This is a genomic window from Pseudomonas sp. HS6, assembly GCF_023375815.1.
Taxonomy (GTDB): domain Bacteria; phylum Pseudomonadota; class Gammaproteobacteria; order Pseudomonadales; family Pseudomonadaceae; genus Aquipseudomonas.
The window spans coordinates 4,023,377-4,041,215 of sequence record NZ_CP067412.1 but is presented as its reverse complement, the minus strand read 5'-3'; the positions used below and the strand labels follow the sequence as shown (position 1 = coordinate 4,041,215).

Here is a 17,839-nt window from a genome sequence, read left to right as displayed (position 1 = left end):
CGACGCGCAGTGGCTATTCGGATTTGACCCAGATCCTGCTGATCGCATAGTCATTCCCTTGGCCAGACGCCGTGTGACTATCCACAGACAATGTTTCAGGTGAGTAGCCCGCGGTAAATGTCCCTTCAAACAACTCCCAGGTTGTAGTTGTGAAACTCTGGGGACCCGCTACCGTCGTTGTGCCAACTGCAAGCGACAAACTCGGTACGTTAGAATTGGTGTTGACTCTGCAAGCCAGCAAGCCAAATTTGTAACGCTGACCCGCCTCAAGATCCTCAAAAACCTTCTGCAGGATAGGACCCGCAGATGAGTTGGTGTACGTCATGTTGAAAAGCACAAATTCATTCTCACTACGGCCGACAACCAGGTCTCGGACATCCTGGGCAGCAGCGCCTCTTTCCCAGCCGTTCCATGGAGCTGTTTGACCTTCGCAGAAGGTGGTCAGATCCAGATAAGGTACCTGCACCTGAAGGCACAACGGAGGGAACAATAGCGGGCAATCACAACCAGTACTATTCAATGCGACCTGAAAAACAAACACCAGATGGCTGTTGTGTTTCAGATTCTGCAGATAACTCCACTCAATCGTTCTATGCCAGCCCGCTTCATACTCTTGCCGATTAATCGGTTCGGCATCAGCGACGCACAACATCAGCGCAGTGCCATCCGTGTTCTGCCCACAGGCATGCAATGTCGCCAATTGGTTCTCGGTCATGAACGGCCATCGCGAGACTTCAACCTTCACACCGGTCGATTCCTCAGGCCTGTTCAGAGTCAGGACATCGCCGACAGCTTGTTCGGCTACTGGCGTGGGCACGCAATGCAGGGAAACAGGATATGGGGCCGGCATGAGGTATTCCTCTGTGTGGGATCCTCCTCACAACGAGTAGAACCTGACAGGAATCAAACCCCCGGCAGACACGGGCCGTCTACTGTCAGATCTGACAGGTAACAACGCAAAACCGATAAACGGCAGTCCCTGCGATCGCAGTGCACTGGCTATTTAGGCACCGGCACCACCGCAATCTTGTACGGATCGAAGATTTTCAGCATCTGCCCGCTGTCGCGCAACCCTTGCAGCAACTTGCCGAACGCTTCGCCGGTGATTGGCGCTTTCGGACTGAGAATCGCGTAATGATGGTAGATCTGGTCGATGCGCTGCGACACCAGCAATTCGTCGCGCACTTTTTCGTTTCGCAGCAGGTAATCGAACAGGTACGAGCGAGTGACCAGCGCAATGTCCGCCCGACCGCGCAGCACCATCAACAGGTTGCTGTCGTGGGAATAGGTCAGTGTGGCGTTGTAGGTTTCAGAGAGGTACTTGGGGTCGGCATTGAAGTTGGCGAATTCGTAGTGATAGCCGCTGTACAACGCCAGGCGCTTGCCCTTGAGATCAGCGAAGTAGTTCTGCTGACGACCGGGTTCGTTTTCCGCGACGAAAATCTCCGCGTCCTCCAGTCCCATGTCGACCGTGGTATGGGGAATGTCTTTCCAGCCCCAGTCCGGGTTCTCGAAGATCGCCATGTCCGTGCGGCCCTCCTTGAAATCGCCGAATCGTCGCGGAATCGAGGTGGGGACAAGTTCAAAACGGTAGTCGCTCTGAGCGCTGTTCAATGCGGCGACCAGTTCCGGCAGCAACCCCGTGTCGGCGCCGTTTTCCGGGCGAATGGTGTAAGGCGGGAAATGCGCCGCACCCACCCGAACCACTTGCACCGCCTGAGCGGGCAAAACCCAGGATGCAGCCAGCGCTGCGAGCATCAGCCCGGCGGCCGTCCGATTTGGCGAAAACTTCAAAACACCCCACTCCCCGAAAAAGTACCGTTGCTTGCATTCAAGCTAGGCGGTTTCGCCCAGTTAGCCAGTTTCCCGAACCGATAGAAAGCGATTAGCGCTCCTCAAGCACCAGGATCAGCGCTTCTTCGGCCAGTTGATCGAGGCTCAGACTGCCGCCAGCGCGGAACCATGTGGTAGTCCAGGACAGCGCGCCCGTGAGAAAACGTCGGGTAATGAACACATCGCCACGGATGAACCCCGCCTCCTTGGCCTCGCCCAGCACTTGCAGCCAGATGTCCTCGTAAATGTCACGCAGCGCCAGCACCTTGGCCTGACCGTCTTCGGACAGCGAGCGCCATTCATACACCAGCACCGCCATTGCTTCGCCGCTGCCGCCCATGATCGACTGCAATTCGCAGCGGATCAGCGCCAGTACCCGCTCGCGCACATTGGATGCTTCGGCAAGGGCTGCACGCATCAACGCGGTGTTGTAGCGGATGGTTTCTTCCATCACGGCGCGCAGGATTTCGTCCTTGCTCTTGAAGTGATGAAAAATGCTGCCCGACTGAATCCCCACAGCGCCGGCCAAGTCGCGCACGGTGGTGCGTTCGTAGCCTTTGTTGCGAAACAGGTGGGCCGCCACTTGCAGCAGTTTGCCGCGAGCGCTGTCCGGGTCGGTCAACCGGCCTTCGTCGACCAGTTCGCGCATGACCTTCAGGGCTTTTTGCTCGTCCACCCGTTCTCTCCTACAGTCGTTCAGTCGTCTGCCGCCCTGAAACCGCAGGGTTGCGCGGGCAATTTAAGCCGCCGGCCGCGACCAAGCAAGCGCTTGGGCAGAAGATAATTTCGCCTGTTTACAAACCAAGCGCTTGCTTGGTAGCCTCGATGCACTTCTGTCACAGGTTGCTGAGTCGGAGATGAAAATGCCCACCACCGTCCGCATCGGATGCGCCAGCGCATTCTGGGGAGATACGTCGACCGCCGCCGCGCAGCTCGTGGCCGCAGGACAGCTGGATTATCTGGTGTTCGACTATCTGGCCGAGATCACCATGTCGATCATGGCCGGCGCCCGCATGAAGGACCCGCAGGCCGGATTTGCCGGAGATTTCATCGAAGTCCTAGCACCCCTGCTGGCGCAACTGGCCGAGCAGAAAATTCGCGTCATCAGCAATGCCGGCGGGGTCAATCCCCAGGCCTGTGCCGCCGCCTTGCAGGCAGCCTGCGACAAGGCCGGTGTGTCGCTGAAAATCGCCGTGCTGTCGGGCGACGATCTGCAACCGCAATTCAAACAGCTCGCCACCCAAGGCATCAGGGAAATGTTCAGCGGCGCCCCGTTGCCACCGATGTGCGTTTCGACCAACGCCTACCTCGGCGCACCGGGCATTGTCGAAGCCCTGCGTCTGGGCGCCGATATCGTCATCACCGGGCGGGTGGTGGACAGCGCGGTGGTCAGCGCCGCGCTGGTGCATGAGTTCGGCTGGTCATGGCATGACTACGACAAACTCGCTCAGGCAGCCTTGGCCGGGCACATCATCGAATGCGGCGCGCAGTGCACCGGCGGCAACTTCACCGATTGGCGCGACGTACCGGATTACGAACACATCGGTTTTCCGATCGTCGAGGTCAGCACGGACGGCCAGTTCATCGTCAGCAAACCCGAAGGCTCTGGCGGGCTGGTCACGCCGCTGACCGTCGGCGAACAGATGCTCTACGAAATTGGCGATCCGCAGGCCTATCTGTTGCCTGATGTGGTCTGCGACTTCAGCGAGGTCAAACTTCAGCAACAAGGTAAAAACGCCGTCCGCGTCCACGGCGCAAAAGGCCTGCCGCCCAGCGACAAATACAAGGTCAGCGCGACGTACCCCGACGGTTTCCGCTGCACCGCCAGTTGCCTGATCGCCGGCATCGATGCGGTGGAAAAGGCCCGGCGCGTCAGTCAGGCGATCATCGACAAGACTTCGGAAATGCTCGAGCAACGTGGCTGGGGCCCTTACAGCGAAACCCACATCGAACTGCTCGGCAGTGAAGCCTCCTACGGCCCTCACGGCCAGCGCCGGGACAGCCGCGAAGTAGTGATCAAACTCGCCGTGCGCCACCCGAACAAACAGGCCTTGATCCTGTTCTCCCGGGAAATCGCCCAAGCCGCCACCGGCATGGCGCCGGGGTTGACCGGCATCGTCGGCGGGCGCCCGACGGTGTATCCGCTGATCCGGCTGTTCTCGTTCCTGATCGAAAAAAGCACCTGCAGCTTGCAGATCGACATCGCTGGCGAGCGCCACCCGTTTGCCCTGCCCGCCTCGGCCGTCCTCGACAGCCAGGATCTGCCACTGCCCCACGAAACACCCAAAACCCATGGCCGCGCCGACGCCAGCGTCGCGCTGGTGAAACTGGCGGTGGCGCGCTCCGGCGACAAGGGCAATCACAGCAACATCGGCGTTATGCCGCGCCGTCCGGAATACCTGCCGTGGATCGCCGAAGCGTTGACCCCGGCGGTGGTCGTCGACTGGATGAGCCATGTCCTCGACCCGATTCACGGCCGGGTCGAACGCTGGTATCTGCCGGGCACCCACAGCCTCAATTTCCTGCTGGAAAACGCACTCGGTGGCGGCGGCGTGGCGAGTCTGCGCATCGACCCGCAAGGCAAAGCCTTCGCCCAACAATTGCTGGAAATCCAGATCCCGGTGCCGCAGAGCATCGCCGAGCAGTTCGATTAGAGGATTGTCCATGGCATACGAATCGATTTTCAGAGCCGATCTGTTCAGCGGTCAGACCCTCATTGTCACCGGTGGCGGCAGCGGCATCGGGCGTTGCACTGCCCATGAGCTGGCGGCGCTGGGGGCCACCGTGGTGCTGGTCGGACGCAAACCGGAAAAGCTGCAAACCGTCGCCGCCGAAATTGCCGAAGACGGTGGCCGGGCGCACTGGAAGGCTTGCGATATTCGTGATGAAGAGGCCGTGAAGACGCTGGTCAGCGAACTGATCCGCGAGCATGGGCCGATCCACGGGCTGGTCAACAACGCCGGCGGCCAGTACCCGTCGCCATTGGCCTCGATCAATCAGAAAGGCTTCGAAACCGTGCTGCGCACCAATCTGGTCGGCGGTTTTTTGATGGCGCGGGAAGTGTTCAATCAATCGATGAGCAAACACGGCGGCAGCATCGTCAACATGCTCGCCGACATGTGGGGCGGCATGCCCGGCATGGGCCACTCCGGCGCCGCCCGTTCGGGCATGGACAACTTCACCAAGACGGCGGCGTTCGAATGGGGTTATGCCGGGGTGCGGGTGAATGCGGTGGCGCCGGGCTGGATCGCCTCCAGCGGCATGGACACTTACGAAGGCGCGTTCAAAGCCGTGATTCCGACCTTGCGCGAACACGTACCGCTCAAGCGCATCGGCACCGAATCCGAGGTCAGCGCAGCGATCGTGTTTCTGCTCAGCCCTGCAGCCTCGTTCGTCAGCGGCAGCACCTTGCGCATCGATGGCGCGGCCAGTCTGGGCAGCCGCGCATGGCCGCTGCACAAGGCGACCCACAGCGAATCTTTCAACGGTTTTCACCGGGCCTATATGCCGGACGTCTTGAAGGACAAGGAGTAAGCCATGCCGGTCATTCAATCCCAACTCGACCCACACAGCGAAGCCTTCGCCCGCAACCGCGCAGCGATGCTCGCCGCCATCGAGCAAGTCCAGCAGCTCGAACAGAACCTGCTGAACAAGGCCGCCGAAGCCAAACCGAAATTCGACAAGCGCGGACAACTGCTGCCCCGCGAACGCCTGAACCTGTTGCTCGACCCCGGCGCGCCATTCCTCGAACTGGCGAGTCTGGCCGGTTACAAACTGCACGATGACAAGGATGGGAGTTCGGCGGGTGGCGGTTTGATCACTGGCATTGGCTACGTCTCCGGCGTGCGGGCGCTGGTGGTGGCGAACAACAGCGCGATCAAGGGCGGGACGATTTCCCCGTCAGGCCTGAAAAAGTCCCTGCGCCTGCAACAGATCGCTCAGGAAAACAAACTGCCGGTGATCACCCTCGCCGAAAGCGGCGGCGCCAACCTCAATTATGCGGCGGAGATTTTCGTCGAAGGCGCGCGCAGCTTTGCCAATCAGGCACGCATGTCGGCAATGGGGCTGCCGCAGATCACCGTGGTGCACGGCTCAGCCACCGCTGGCGGCGCCTATCAGCCGGGGCTGTCGGATTACGTGGTGGTGGTACGCGGCAAGGCCAAGCTGTTTCTCGCCGGTCCCCCATTGCTTAAAGCCGCGACCGGCGAAGTGGCCACCGACGAAGAACTGGGCGGCGCCGAGATGCACGCGCAAGTCGCCGGCACCGCCGAATACCTGGCCGAGAACGATGCCGACGGTGTGCGTCAGGTGCGGGAAATTGTCAGCCTGTTGAACTGGAACGAGCAGCTTCCGTGGCTGCCCGAACCGCAATTCAAAGAGCCGTTGTACCCCATCGACGAACTGCTGGGCCTGATCCCGGACGACCCGAAAAAGCCCTACGACGTGCGTGAAATCATTGCGCGGATCGCTGACGAATCACGCTTCATGGAGTTCAAGGGTGAATTCGATCAACAGACCATTTGCGGCCACCTGAAGATTCAGGGCCGCGCCTGCGGTTTCATCGGCAACAACGGCCCGATCACGCCCAACGGCGCGAGCAAGGCGGCACAGTTCATTCAGCTGTGTGACCAGAGCCAGACGCCGCTGTTGTTTTTCCACAACACCACCGGGTTCATGGTTGGCACCGAATCGGAACAAAACGGCGTGATCAAGCACGGTTCGAAACTGATCCAGGCCGTAGCCAATGCACGGGTACCGAAACTGACCATTGTGGTCGGCGGCTCTTACGGCGCGGGCAACTACGCAATGTGCGGGCGCGGGCTCGATCCGCGCTTCATCTTCGCCTGGCCCAACAGTCGCACCGCTGTCATGGGCGGCGCCCAGGCCGGCAAGGTGCTGCGGATCGTCACCGAAGCCAAGCAGTTGAAGGACGGCCTGGTACCCGACCCGAAAATGCTCGACATGCTGGAACAGGTCACCGCACAGAAACTCGACAGCCAGTCCACTGCCCTCTACGGCAGCGCCAACCTGTGGGACGACGGGCTGATCGATCCGCGCGATACCCGCACCCTGCTCGGCTACCTGCTGGACATCTGCCACGAAGCCGACATCCGCACGCTGGCCCCCAACAGCTTCGGCGTCAGCCGGTTCTGATCGCCACGGACTCAAGGAGAACAATAAAAATGATCTTCACCCCGGAACACGAAGCCCTGCGCCGTACCGTCCGCCAGTTCGTCGAGCACGAGATCAACCCCCACGTCGATGAATGGGAAAAGGCCGGGCGCTTTCCGATCCACGAGATTTTCCGCAAGGCCGGCGACCTCGGCTTGCTGGGGATTTCCAAGCCGGAAAAGTTCGGCGGCATGGGCCTGGATTACAGCTATTCGATCGTCGCCGCCGAAGAGTTCGGCACCATCCATTGCGGCGGCATTCCGATGTCGATCGGCGTGCAGACCGACATGTGCACCCCGGCCCTCGCCCGCTTCGGTTCCGATGAGTTGCGCGACGAATTCCTGCGCCCGGCGATCACCGGCGAGCAGGTCGGCTGCATCGGCGTCTCGGAAGTCGGTGCCGGCTCCGACGTCGCCGGGCTCAAGACCACCGCACGCAAGGATGGCGACGACTATGTGATCAACGGCAGCAAGATGTGGATCACCAACTCGCCGAGCGCCGACTTCATCTGCCTGCTAGCCAACACCTCGGACGACAAGCCGCACATCAACAAGTCGCTGATCATGGTGCCGATGAACACACCGGGCGTCAGCCTCAGCTCGCACCTGGACAAGCTCGGCATGCGCAGCTCGGAAACCGCTCAGGTGTTTTTCGACAACGTGCGCGTGCCCCAGCGCAATCGCATCGGCCATGAAGGCGCCGGGTTCATGATGCAGATGCTGCAATTCCAGGAGGAACGACTGTTCGGCGCGGCGAACATGATCAAGGGCCTGGAATACTGCGTCGACAGCACCATCGAGTACTGCAAGGAGCGCAAGACCTTCGGCAACGCGCTGATCGACAATCAGGTGATCCACTTCCGCCTCGCCGAACTGCAGACCGAAATCGAATGCCTGCGGGCGCTGGTCTATCAGGCCACCGAGCAATACGTGAAAGGCCAGGACGTCACCCGACTGGCTTCGATGGCCAAGCTCAAGGCCGGGCGCCTCGGTCGGGAAGTCAGCGACAGGTGCCTGCAATATTGGGGCGGCATGGGGTTCATGTGGGACAACCCGGTGGCCCGCGCCTACCGCGACGTACGCCTGGTATCGATTGGCGGCGGCGCCGACGAAATCATGCTGGGGATCATCTGCAAACTGATGGGCATCCTGCCGGGGAAAAAGAAATGACCACCCTGCCCGCTTGCCAGACGCTGTTGCTGGAGCCACATAACGGTGTACTGCACATCACCCTCAATCGCCCGGAAAGCCGCAACGTCATGAGCCTGCAAATGGTCGCCGAACTGCGTGCGGTGCTGGCCGCCGTGCGCGATGACCGCAGTGTTCGCGCGCTGGTGCTCAGCGGCGCCGGCGGGCATTTCTGTGCCGGTGGCGACATCAAGGACATGGCCAACGCCCGCGCTCAGGGCAGCGATGCCTATCGCGAGTTGAACCGCACTTTCGGGTCGTTGCTGGAAGAAGCGCAGCATGCGCCGCAAGTGCTGATCACGGTGTTGCAAGGCGCGGTGCTCGGGGGTGGCTTCGGACTGGCGTGCGTGAGCGATATCGCGATGGCCGATCATCAGGCGCAATTCGGTCTGCCGGAAACCAGCCTCGGTCTGTTGCCGGCGCAGATCGCACCGTTTGTAGTGCAACGCATCGGCCTCACTGAAGCCCGCCGCCTGGCCCTGACCGCCGCGCGTTTTGACGGCCACCAGGCGCGGCGTCTGGGGCTGGTGCATTTTGTCGAGCAGGATCCCCAGGCACTGGCCGAACGGCTGGATGAAGTGCTGCAACATGTCCTGTGCTGCGCCCCCGAAGCGAACGCCGCCACCAAGAAACTCTTGCTGACCAGCGCCGGCCAGCCGTCGAGCACATTGCTGGATGAAGCGGCGCAGTGGTTCAGCGAAGCGGTGACCGGTGCCGAGGGCATCGAAGGCACGATGGCGTTCGTGCAGAAACGCAAACCGAGGTGGGCCTCCTGAAAGCTTCGTCGGAACGCCGCCCGGAGCAAGCCCGCTCCCACATTGGATCTGTGTCATTCACAAGTCCGGTGGGAGCGGGCTTGCCCGCGAAGAGGCAGTCCCATTCAGCACAAAACTCAAGGGAAAAGCCCATGCCCGCCATCCACAAAATCCTGATCGCCAACCGCGGTGAAATCGCCTGCCGTATCCAGCGTACCGCCCAGGCCCTCGGCTATCGCACGGTCGCGGTGTTCAGCGACGCCGACGCCGATGCACTGCATGTACAAATGGCGGACGAGGCCATGAACATCGGCCCGGCGCCAGTGCAACAGTCTTACCTGAATATCCCGGCCATCCTCGACGCCGCCCGGCGCAGCGGTGCCGACGCGATCCATCCCGGTTATGGCTTCCTTTCGGAAAACGTCGGGTTCGCCCGAGCCTGCGAACAGGCCGGTCTGACTTTCATCGGCCCCAGCGTCGAAGCCATCGAATTGATGGGCAGCAAACGCCAGTCGAAAATCGCCATGCTGGCCGCCGGCGTACCCTGCATCGCCGGCTATCAGGGCGCCGAGCAGGACGACGCGACCCTGACACGCGAAGCCGAACGCATCGGTTATCCGTTGATGATCAAGGCCAGCGCTGGCGGTGGCGGACGCGGCATGCGCCTGGTGCACCACGCATCCGAACTGGCGGCGCAATTGCGCACCGCCCGTTCCGAAGCACTGAACGGTTTCGGCAGCGACGAACTGATCCTCGAACAGGCGTTGATCGAACCGCGGCATGTCGAAGTGCAGTTGTTCGGCGACCGGCACGGCAACCTGATCTACCTCGGCGAGCGCGATTGTTCGATCCAGCGTCGCCATCAGAAAGTCATCGAAGAAGCACCGTGCCCGGTGATGACCGAAGAACTGCGTCAGGCGATGGGCGAAGCGGCGCTCAAGGCCGGACGCGCGGTGAACTATGTGGGTGCCGGGACCGTGGAGTTTCTGCTCGATGCCCGTGGCCAGTTCTACTTTCTGGAGATGAATACCCGGTTGCAGGTCGAGCACCCGGTGACCGAATTGATTACCGGACTGGACCTGGTGGCATGGCAGCTTCTGGTTGCCGAGGGCCATCCTCTGCCGCTGTCGCAAGCGCAGGTCAAACTCGATGGCCACGCCATGGAAGTGCGCCTCTATGCCGAAGATCCGGCCCAAGGTTTTTTGCCGCAGACCGGGCGTGTCGAAGCTTGGGCACCGGCACTGGATCGGGGGGCACGAGTTGATCACGGGCTGATCGAAGGCCAGTCGGTCTCACCGTTCTACGACCCGATGCTCGGCAAACTGATTGCCCACGGTGCAACCCGCGAAGAGGCCCGGCGCAAACTGTTGTGCGCAGTACAAGACAGCGTGTTGCTCGGCGTACAAACCAATCAGCGACTGCTGGCCAGTCTGTTGCAGCATCCGCAATTCATCAGCGGTGAATTCAGCACCGGGTTTATCGCGCAACACTTCGTCGACCATCCTTGTCTGCATCCCCATACTCCGAGTGGCGAAGAACTCGCGGTGGCGGCGTTGCTGTTTTATCAATCCTGCGCCAAATCGCATCACGCCCCACTGGCCGGTTGGCGCAACAATGCCGGAGCGCCATTGCACTATCGGCTGGGTCTCGACGATCAGTCGTGGAGCGTGCAATTGCACGCCGCCTCGGATGGCATCGTTCGGGTTCAGGTGGCTGAACGTGCCTTCGAACTGAAGCTCATCGAACACGGCGAACACTCGATATCCCTCGAAATCGAAGGCCTGCGCCGACGCCACGCCTATCGCCTGCACGACGACCAGCTTTGGCTGTTCACCCGTCCCGGCAGCCTGCGTCTGGTGGATCGAACTCATGCCGTGATCGACAGTCAGACCAGCGTCAGCACCGGCACCTTGAAAGCCCCGATGGATGGCGCAATCATCGACGTGCTTGTCAGCGAAGGCAGCCCGGTCAGCAAAGGCCAGTTACTGGTGGTGCTGGAGGCAATGAAAATGGAGCACCCGCTCAAGGCTGGCATCGATGGCGTGCTCAAGCGGGTGCAGGTCAAGGTCGGCGATCAGGTCAAAAATCGTCAGGTTCTGTTGCAGGTCGAGTAGTCGCCGCGCGCATCCGCAAGGTTTGACTACGCTCTGAATAATCAGGACGCGGAAATCAGGAACCCTGCGATGCCCCATTGGCTGGTCATTGATCTGGAAGCCACCACCGATGAAGGTGGCTGGCCGATTACGGAAATGGAGATCATCGAGATTGGCGCCACCCTGGTGGACCGTGCCGGTCGCGAGCAGGATCACTTTCAGCGCTTCGTCAAACCGACGCGTCGGCCACTGCTGACGACGTTCTGTCGTGAACTGACACACATCACTCAGGCCAACATCGACGCCGCGCAACCGCTGTCCGACGTCTGGCCGGCGTTCGAGCGCTGGCTCGGCCAGCATCAGACACGCCTTGAAGGCTGGGCCAGTTGGGGCGATTACGACCGCAAGCAATTGCTTCAGGAATGGCAGCGCCTGCAACTCGACACTGTGCTGAGCCGTGTGCCGCACATGAACCTCAAACAACGCTTTGCCAAGGCCCGACGCCTCGAACGGCCCCTGGGACTCAATGGCGCCCTGCAACTGGCGGGCATGCAGTTCACCGGTCAACAGCACCGGGCGCTGGAAGATGCGCGTAATACCGCCCGATTATTGCCGCTGGTGCTGCCGCTCTAGCGCAGGTGACGGCGCCATGAGCCTTGTGCATACTGGCCGACCTTTTTGACCCTTTTAAGCCCTTTTCGAGAGGAATCGCCCATGTTTAAAGTCAACGAGTACTTCGACGGCACCGTCAAGTCGATCGCCTTTGGCACTGCCGAAGGTCCTGCGACCATCGGCGTCATGGCCCCGGGCGAATACGAATTCGGCACCAGCCAGCGTGAAATCATGCACGTGGTGTCCGGCGCACTGACTGTCAAACTGCCGGACAGCAGCGACTGGGAAACCTTCGCCGCCGGCAGCCAGTTCAACGTGCCAGCCGACAGCAAGTTCCAGCTGAAAGTGGCCGTAGACACCGCTTACCTGTGCGAATACCGCGGCTGAAACCACAGTTTCCTGCGGCAATAAAAAATGCCCGTGTCCTTGGACACGGGCATTTTTCGTTTCGGGGCACATTACTCGAGGATTTCCACCGGCATGCCGACTTCGAGTCGGCCGTTGCTGTCATTGACCAGGTTCTGACCGAACATCGCACCATCGGCCTGGGTGCGGGTCTTCTGCAGCGTTGCCAGCGGCTCGCGATCGGCACTGCGTTCACCGGTTTTCGGATCGATCGTGGTGAGAATGCAGCGTGAACACGACTTGACCACGCGGAACTCGACATCACCGATGCGGATACGCTTCCAGCCATCCTCGGCATAGGCCTCGCTACCTTCGATCACCAGATTTGGCCGGAACCGCAGCATTTCCAACGGACGCCCGACTTCCTGCGACAGATGTTGCAGCGATGCCTCGCCAATCAGCAGCAGCGGGAAACCGTCGGCGAACGCCACTTGGTCGTCATCGTTGCCATACCCGGCCGCAGTCGTACGGGCGCGATCCAGCGGCACTTGCACCAGTCGCGTCGGTTTTCCGATGAATTCGCTGACCCAGCGGGCTGCTTCTTCGCCGGCATCCGGCACGCGCAGGGTGTCGCGCCAGATGGTCACGCCGCGCAGTTCGGCTTCGTTGCCGGGCAAGGCGATATCAATCGCCGAATGCCCCGGCGCATCGAGGGTCAGGCCACCGTCGGCATTCCACAGCGCCGACAACTGGCCCATCTTCGCTTCGGCACGCTGAGTCAGGAAGCGCCCGCTGGCCTCGTCCACCAGCATCCAGCGTCGATCGCCCTCAAGCCCCAGTTTGTCCAGGTCGATCCCTTGCAGGACCTCGCCCTTGCCGGATTTCAACGGGTAACGATAAAGCGCGCTCAGACGCAGCATGGCCAGCTCCCTGGTGGGTCAAAAACGCCACCCTATACGAGCTGCGTCGCCGAATCAAAGGCCTGAGAATGAGGAAGCGAACTTGCTCGCTTCCACTGCAACTGTGTGGTGATCAGGCCGGCACTTCGTCAAGCATCAGGCGCTGGCGCACCACATCGACCAGTTTGTCCGGCTGGAACTTGGAGAGGAAGTTGTCGCAGCCGACCTTCTTCACCATCGAGTCGTTGAAACTGCCGGACAGCGAGGTATGCAGCACCACGTAAAGGCCACGCAGACGCGGGTCGTTGCGGATTTCGGTGGTCAGGCGATAGCCGTCCATTTCCGGCATTTCCGCGTCGGTGAAGATCATCAACAACTTGTCGGTCATGTTGACCCCGGTGTCGGCCCAGGCCTTGAGCATGTTCAGGGCCTTCAGACCGTCGCTGGCGATGTGCATCTTCACGCCCAACTGGCCGAGGGTGTCGCGCAACTGCGACAGCGCCACATTGGAGTCGTCGACCAGAAGCACTTCACGGCCACGGGCACGTTCCAGGACTGGATCGTCAAGTTTGTCGCGGGAGACCTTGGCGTTGTACGGCACGATTTCGGCGAGGACTTTCTCGACGTCGATGATTTCTACCAGTTGATCGTCGACCTTGCTGATGGCGGTCAGGTAGTGCTGGCGGCCGGCGCTGGTCGGCGGTGGCAGGATGGCTTCCCAGTTCATGTTGACGATGCGATCCACACCACCGACGAGGAACGCCTGCACCGAGCGGTTGTACTCGGTGACGATGATCGTGCTGTTGGGGCCCGGCACCAGCGGACGCATGCCGATCGCCTGGGACAGGTCGATCACTGGCAGGGTCTGGCCGCGCAGGTTGACCACACCGCAGACAAACGGGTGACGCTGAGGCATCAGGGTCAGCTTCGGCAGTTGCAGGACTTCCTGAACCTTGAACACGTTGATCGCGAACAATTGGCGCCCGGCCAGTCGGAACATGAGAATTTCCAGGCGATTCTCACCCACCAGTTGCGTGCGTTGGTCTACCGTATCGAGAATGCCGGCCATCAATGACTCCTGGGCTTGTTCTGGTGAATTCACTAAAGAGGGTTATCGGCGGATTCCGGCCAATCTTGATCCCTCTACAAATCACCTACAAAATGCCATGAGAAGGCATTGATGTCACATTAACATCATGCTTTACTGGCCCCGTGATTTCATCTGCTACATTCTCTGCGGCGCGACCTCGGTTTGCACGGTAGGTTCCCGCGTCTAAGGGATTCCCCTAGTAACAATCAGGCCCAACCTGATGTTCGCAATATCCAATAGCCATTAATGTGACGCCATTCTCATTGCATGAACGGAGTCAGGCTTTTGTGTGCGATCGCAGGTCAGTGGAACCCCATCCTCTCGAAACCCCCGGCACAAGCCTCCTCGGCACTGCAGGGCGCGATCTCACGACGGTTCATGATCGTCGACACACACGACATTCGCTCATCAGACATGACGTTGTGGAGATAAGCATGCCGAACGACCGTAAAGAGTGGGCGCAGCGGTTCCCCGAATTTCTTGTCGAGGCTGAAACGCTCCTGGCGAAGTCCGAAGAGTGCCTGAGTCATTTGCAACTGATCAGCAATGACAAGGACGCCATCGACTGCATGCTCAGCACCCTGCTCAAACTGGCGAACAAGGCTGATGCCCTGGCGCTGGAGGCAGTCTCCGAATTCTGCCTGCACCTGCACGGCTTGCTTACTCAGGCACAGGATCATGTCGACCTGCATGCCCAGGCGCTCGATGCCCTGAAAGATTGCTTCACCTTGATGGCCTGGCAACTTGAACTGGTCGACCAGAGCACCGGCCAGCTGAGCCTGGACGAAAGCGAGCAGACCTCCCTCATCGAAGCGTTCGCCTTTCAGGTTGGACAGAGCCAATTTCAGCCGCCGCTCAGTGCCAAACCCTTGTCCTTCGTGTCTTACTCGGAGCGGCAAGCGTAATCGAGTGCACGCCGGGCCCATTGCAGCCCGTTAGTTCGAGCCATCGAATGTCGCAATTGAATAACTCATGCCTGCCAGCGACATCCTCAAATAAATAATTACGTTCCAACATGCAGACTGGCCATCGTTGAAGTCAGGGTTTACCTGTGTATGAAAATTGAAAACTTCAGGTTTCATCGATAATTATCGATCCCGATAAATCAACTTTTTCCATTATGGAACTCGCGTCCAACATGGCATATTTCCTGACTCTTTGGACATATAGGGCGAACGCGACCAACGGTATGTTAAGTGGTATTATGCCGCCCGTTAGTTGCTTTCACTTAATGGCACAGTGACTTCAATGATCGGTCCCCACCGAAGTTTGCAGTCAATTATCGATCACTGAACCGTATTGAAAACAACAACCTGAATCACAGATTTTCAGACAGAGACCGCCAGCCACTCCGCCCGGTCTGCCCGCAGCGAACATCCATTGGCTCCATCCGCTATGTACGCCAGCCTCAAGTCAATCACCACATGGCCTCCCTCCCGAGAAAACGCGCGCAGGTTCACGCTCACGCTTTGCATGGGTGCAGCGGTGGGCAGTCTGCTGACTTATGGCTTGTCTGCGCCGCTGTCGTTTGGCTTGCTGCTTATCAATCTGGCGGCCGCCGCTTGTGTTTTTACTCAGCATCGCCTGTCGCGCAAATCGATCAAGTTCCAGCCCCAAGAACTGGCCGATCGCTTGCTCGAAGTTCAGGAAAACGAGCGTCATCGTCTCAGTCGTGAACTGCACGACGATATCGGCCAGTTACTGACCGCCGCCAAGCTGCAGAGCGAATGGCTCAAACGGCGTCTGCCCGACGACCTTCAGGAGCACTGCTCGGCACTCTGCGACACCCTTGAGGAAACCCTCAACAAAGTCCGAGATGTGTCGGCCATTCTCAATCCACGGCAACTGACCAGCCTCGGGCTGGAAGCCAGTTTGCGCGCGCATCTGCTCAAGACGCTGACCAACACCTCGGTGCACTGGAGCCTGGACTGTCAGCAGCGCCTGAACGGCATTCCCGAAGAAATGGCGGTCGCCGCGTTCCGTATCACCCAGGAAGCCGTGACCAACATCCTGCGTCATGCGCAGGCCAAGAACCTGCTGATCCGCGTGCAACGCCTTCCCAAAGGCTTGACCCTGCTGATCAGCGATGACGGTCTGGGTTTTGCCCCGGCCGCCAATCCTGGTCGCGAAGGACAACGAGGCATGGCCGGGATGGCCGAACGGATCGAGCAACTGGGCGGCACCCTGAGCGTGACGAGCGAACCGGGCAAAGGCACTCAAATCGAAGCACTATTCCCCTGGGCGCCCCGTGCACTCGAGCGGGCCAGTACGAATAAGGTTATGCGTTGACTTGTAACTTACTTCTGGTGGATGACCACTCGCTGATCAGAGCCGGCGTGCGCGCTCTGGTGCTGGATATTCCCGGTTATGCGGTAATCGGCGAGGCCAATGACGGCTCGCAGTTGCTTGAGATGGTCGAGCAACTGAACCCCGATATCGTCTTGCTGGATATTTCCATGAAAGAAACCGGCGGCCTCGAAGCGTTGCAACGGCTCAGACGGGTTCGTCCGCACAGCAAAGTACTGATCCTGTCGATGCACACCGACCCTGCGCTGATCATGCAGGCACTGGAATCCGGTGCTCATGGCTATCTGCTCAAGGACACCACGGCCACCGAGCTCGAACACGCGCTGGAAGCCCTGCGCAACAACGAACGTTACCTGAGCCCGGCCATCGCCCACACGGTGATCAACCAGGCGCTGACCCGCAATCAGAAGCTGCAACCGGAAGTCGCCGATTCACATAACCTGACAGCGCGCCAGCTGGAAATCCTGCGCCTGATCGTGCGCGGCAAATCCACACGCGAGATCGCCAATGGCCTGGGCCTGAGCATCAAGACCGTGGAAACCCACCGCTCGCAGATCATGAAACGCCTGCAGATCTACGACGTGGCCGGGCTGGTGCTGTTTGCCGTGCGGGAACAGATCATCAGTCTGGACGACTGAAGCGCCGCGTCTTGCCCAGCAGCGGCGAGTTCTCCGGCAAATGCACGCGCAACGCCGCCGGACGCGCCGCAAACCGCAGACTGTCTCCTTCCAGCGGCTCGCCATCGAGATTGATGCAGAGCCCTTCGGCGACCTTGATTTCAACCCACGGCAAACGCGTGCGCACAAACATGTTGTCGAGGCCAAACCCGTCGCTGAGCAGGGTTTTCAGCGTGCCGATCAGTTCCTGCGGTGCCGGCAGGATACTGATATCCAGCAGACCATCATCGGCCAGTGCCTCTGGGCACAATACATGCCCTCCGCCCGCCTGGCGGCCATTGCCGATACCCAACGCAAGCAGCTCACCGCGCCAGTGGAAATCCGGCCCCTGCAGTTCGCCATAAGCGGCGTGCAACTCACTGAATCGTGACAGGCCCGTAAACAGATAGGCTGCGCCTCCCAGCACCTTTTTCAGATCTTCCGAGGTATTGGCGGTGACCTGGCTGCCGAAACCGCCAGTGGCCATGTTCAGGAATATCTGCCCGCCCACTTCACCCAGATCGATGTCATGGGGAGGTGCATCAAGCAACTCAAGCGCCTCGGCCGGCTCCAGGGGAATGCCGGCCGCGCGGGAAAAGTCGTTGGCGGTTCCCAGTGGCAACAGCACCAAACTGGCCTTGCGCGGGTGAGCCGCCAGGGCCTCGGCGATATCACGCAACGTACCATCGCCACCGCCGGCTATGATCTGCTCGAATCCGGCATCCAGCGCTTCTTCGACCAGACGCTGGGCATCGCCGGCTTCCCAGGTCAGGCGCACCGCCAGTTCCCAGCCTTGCTCGCGCTTGTGCTCAACAGCGGCGCGAACCGCTTCGTTGAGTGCCTGCTTGCCGTGCAGAATCAACAATGCCCTGCGATCACTCATTTTGGTC

Annotated in this window: 17 protein-coding genes; 11 read left to right on the top strand and 6 right to left on the bottom strand. The window is 60.2% G+C overall.

All coding sequences use genetic code 11. The features are described 5' to 3' along the window. Nucleotides 1–13: 13 nt before the first annotated feature. From JJN09_RS18260 to JJN09_RS18250, 3 genes are all read right to left on the bottom strand, one after another. Nucleotides 14–850 (bottom strand): sugar-binding protein, encoded by an 837-nt coding sequence (locus tag JJN09_RS18260; RefSeq protein WP_249482940.1) that lies wholly within the window; start codon nucleotides 848–850, stop codon nucleotides 14–16. A 149-nt stretch (nucleotides 851–999) separates the two neighbouring features. Continuing rightward, nucleotides 1,000–1,794 (bottom strand): ABC transporter substrate-binding protein, encoded by a 795-nt coding sequence (locus JJN09_RS18255; protein WP_249482939.1) that lies wholly within the window; start codon nucleotides 1,792–1,794, stop codon nucleotides 1,000–1,002. A gap of 91 nt (nucleotides 1,795–1,885) precedes the next feature. Further along, entirely contained in the window at nucleotides 1,886–2,509 is a 624-nt protein-coding gene (locus tag JJN09_RS18250) for a TetR/AcrR family transcriptional regulator (RefSeq protein ID WP_249482937.1), read from the bottom strand. 187 nt (nucleotides 2,510–2,696) lie between these two features. On the opposite strand from JJN09_RS18250, the gene JJN09_RS18245 reads away from it, so the two are divergent. The 8 genes from JJN09_RS18245 (at nucleotide 2,697) to JJN09_RS18210 (ending at nucleotide 12,039) form a co-directional block, all read left to right on the top strand. Further along, a complete protein-coding gene (locus tag JJN09_RS18245) occupies nucleotides 2,697–4,487 on the top strand; it encodes an acyclic terpene utilization AtuA family protein (RefSeq protein WP_249482936.1) in 1,791 nt (596 codons plus the stop codon). A gap of 10 nt (nucleotides 4,488–4,497) precedes the next feature. Next, nucleotides 4,498–5,367, top strand: coding sequence for an SDR family oxidoreductase (locus JJN09_RS18240; protein ID WP_249482935.1), 870 nt, complete (start codon nucleotides 4,498–4,500; stop codon nucleotides 5,365–5,367). A 3-nt stretch (nucleotides 5,368–5,370) separates the two neighbouring features. Beyond that, nucleotides 5,371–6,987, top strand: coding sequence for a geranyl-CoA carboxylase subunit beta (atuC, locus tag JJN09_RS18235; RefSeq protein WP_249482934.1), 1,617 nt, complete (start codon nucleotides 5,371–5,373; stop codon nucleotides 6,985–6,987). Nucleotides 6,988–7,016: 29 nt separating this feature from the next. Next, entirely contained in the window at nucleotides 7,017–8,174 is a 1,158-nt protein-coding gene (gene atuD, locus JJN09_RS18230; protein WP_249482933.1) for a citronellyl-CoA dehydrogenase, read from the top strand. Next, nucleotides 8,171–8,968 carry an enoyl-CoA hydratase/isomerase family protein gene (locus JJN09_RS18225; protein ID WP_249482932.1) on the top strand — a complete coding sequence of 266 codons (798 nt, stop codon included), beginning with the start codon at nucleotides 8,171–8,173 and terminating at the stop codon, nucleotides 8,966–8,968. The genes atuD and JJN09_RS18225 overlap by 4 nt, the downstream gene beginning before the upstream one ends. A gap of 131 nt (nucleotides 8,969–9,099) precedes the next feature. Next, nucleotides 9,100–11,061, top strand: a complete 1,962-nt coding sequence (locus JJN09_RS18220) for an acetyl/propionyl/methylcrotonyl-CoA carboxylase subunit alpha (RefSeq protein ID WP_249482931.1) — start codon at nucleotides 9,100–9,102, stop codon at nucleotides 11,059–11,061. A 69-nt stretch (nucleotides 11,062–11,130) separates the two neighbouring features. Further along, on the top strand, nucleotides 11,131–11,673 hold the full coding sequence (locus JJN09_RS18215; RefSeq protein WP_249482930.1) for an exonuclease domain-containing protein: 543 nt from the start codon (nucleotides 11,131–11,133) through the stop codon (nucleotides 11,671–11,673). Nucleotides 11,674–11,754: 81 nt separating this feature from the next. Continuing rightward, nucleotides 11,755–12,039 (top strand): pyrimidine/purine nucleoside phosphorylase, encoded by a 285-nt coding sequence (locus JJN09_RS18210; protein WP_249482929.1) that lies wholly within the window; start codon nucleotides 11,755–11,757, stop codon nucleotides 12,037–12,039. Nucleotides 12,040–12,110: 71 nt separating this feature from the next. Here the strand turns inward: JJN09_RS18210 and JJN09_RS18205 are convergent, their stop codons facing one another. Next, the gene (locus JJN09_RS18205) at nucleotides 12,111–12,917 is read right to left on the bottom strand and encodes an MOSC domain-containing protein (protein WP_249482928.1); all 807 of its coding nucleotides are present in this window, start codon (nucleotides 12,915–12,917) and stop codon (nucleotides 12,111–12,113) included. A 112-nt stretch (nucleotides 12,918–13,029) separates the two neighbouring features. Next, the gene (locus JJN09_RS18200) at nucleotides 13,030–13,965 is read right to left on the bottom strand and encodes a chemotaxis protein CheV (RefSeq protein ID WP_034155209.1); all 936 of its coding nucleotides are present in this window, start codon (nucleotides 13,963–13,965) and stop codon (nucleotides 13,030–13,032) included. A 455-nt stretch (nucleotides 13,966–14,420) separates the two neighbouring features. Here JJN09_RS18200 and JJN09_RS18195 point away from each other — a divergent pair, with 455 nt between their 5' ends. The 3 genes from JJN09_RS18195 (at nucleotide 14,421) to JJN09_RS18185 (ending at nucleotide 16,931) form a co-directional block, all read left to right on the top strand. Next, the gene (locus tag JJN09_RS18195; RefSeq protein WP_249482927.1) at nucleotides 14,421–14,891 is read left to right on the top strand and encodes a hypothetical protein; all 471 of its coding nucleotides are present in this window, start codon (nucleotides 14,421–14,423) and stop codon (nucleotides 14,889–14,891) included. 490 nt (nucleotides 14,892–15,381) lie between these two features. Further along, the gene (locus tag JJN09_RS18190) at nucleotides 15,382–16,275 is read left to right on the top strand and encodes a sensor histidine kinase (RefSeq protein ID WP_249490821.1); all 894 of its coding nucleotides are present in this window, start codon (nucleotides 15,382–15,384) and stop codon (nucleotides 16,273–16,275) included. Then, a complete protein-coding gene (locus tag JJN09_RS18185) occupies nucleotides 16,272–16,931 on the top strand; it encodes a response regulator transcription factor (RefSeq protein ID WP_096821098.1) in 660 nt (219 codons plus the stop codon). Before JJN09_RS18190 ends, JJN09_RS18185 begins: the two co-directional genes overlap by 4 nt. On the opposite strand, the gene yegS is transcribed toward JJN09_RS18185, so the two are convergent. Continuing rightward, complete coding sequence (yegS, locus tag JJN09_RS18180) at nucleotides 16,915–17,832, bottom strand: lipid kinase YegS (RefSeq protein WP_249482926.1); 918 nt, start codon at nucleotides 17,830–17,832, stop codon at nucleotides 16,915–16,917. The two genes, JJN09_RS18185 and yegS, sit on opposite strands and share 17 nt — an antisense overlap. Between the last annotated feature and the right edge of the window lie 7 nt (nucleotides 17,833–17,839).

Excerpts from the sequence above, each read along its gene's own strand:
- JJN09_RS18260 (WP_249482940.1), bottom strand. The coding sequence starts at position 850 with ATGCCGGCCCCATATCCTGTTTCCCTGCATTGCGTGCCCACGCCAGTA.
- JJN09_RS18245 (WP_249482936.1), top strand. The coding sequence starts at position 2,697 with ATGCCCACCACCGTCCGCATCGGATGCGCCAGCGCATTCTGGGGAGAT.
- JJN09_RS18240 (WP_249482935.1), top strand. The coding sequence starts at position 4,498 with ATGGCATACGAATCGATTTTCAGAGCCGATCTGTTCAGCGGTCAGACC.
- atuC (WP_249482934.1), top strand. The coding sequence starts at position 5,371 with ATGCCGGTCATTCAATCCCAACTCGACCCACACAGCGAAGCCTTCGCC.
- atuD (WP_249482933.1), top strand. The coding sequence starts at position 7,017 with ATGATCTTCACCCCGGAACACGAAGCCCTGCGCCGTACCGTCCGCCAG.
- JJN09_RS18225 (WP_249482932.1), top strand. The coding sequence starts at position 8,171 with ATGACCACCCTGCCCGCTTGCCAGACGCTGTTGCTGGAGCCACATAAC.
- JJN09_RS18220 (WP_249482931.1), top strand. The coding sequence starts at position 9,100 with ATGCCCGCCATCCACAAAATCCTGATCGCCAACCGCGGTGAAATCGCC.
- JJN09_RS18215 (WP_249482930.1), top strand. The coding sequence starts at position 11,131 with ATGCCCCATTGGCTGGTCATTGATCTGGAAGCCACCACCGATGAAGGT.
- JJN09_RS18210 (WP_249482929.1), top strand. The coding sequence starts at position 11,755 with ATGTTTAAAGTCAACGAGTACTTCGACGGCACCGTCAAGTCGATCGCC.
- JJN09_RS18205 (WP_249482928.1), bottom strand. The coding sequence starts at position 12,917 with ATGCTGCGTCTGAGCGCGCTTTATCGTTACCCGTTGAAATCCGGCAAG.
- JJN09_RS18200 (WP_034155209.1), bottom strand. The coding sequence starts at position 13,965 with ATGGCCGGCATTCTCGATACGGTAGACCAACGCACGCAACTGGTGGGT.
- JJN09_RS18195 (WP_249482927.1), top strand. The coding sequence starts at position 14,421 with ATGCCGAACGACCGTAAAGAGTGGGCGCAGCGGTTCCCCGAATTTCTT.
- JJN09_RS18190 (WP_249490821.1), top strand. The coding sequence starts at position 15,382 with ATGTACGCCAGCCTCAAGTCAATCACCACATGGCCTCCCTCCCGAGAA.
- yegS (WP_249482926.1), bottom strand. The coding sequence starts at position 17,832 with ATGAGTGATCGCAGGGCATTGTTGATTCTGCACGGCAAGCAGGCACTC.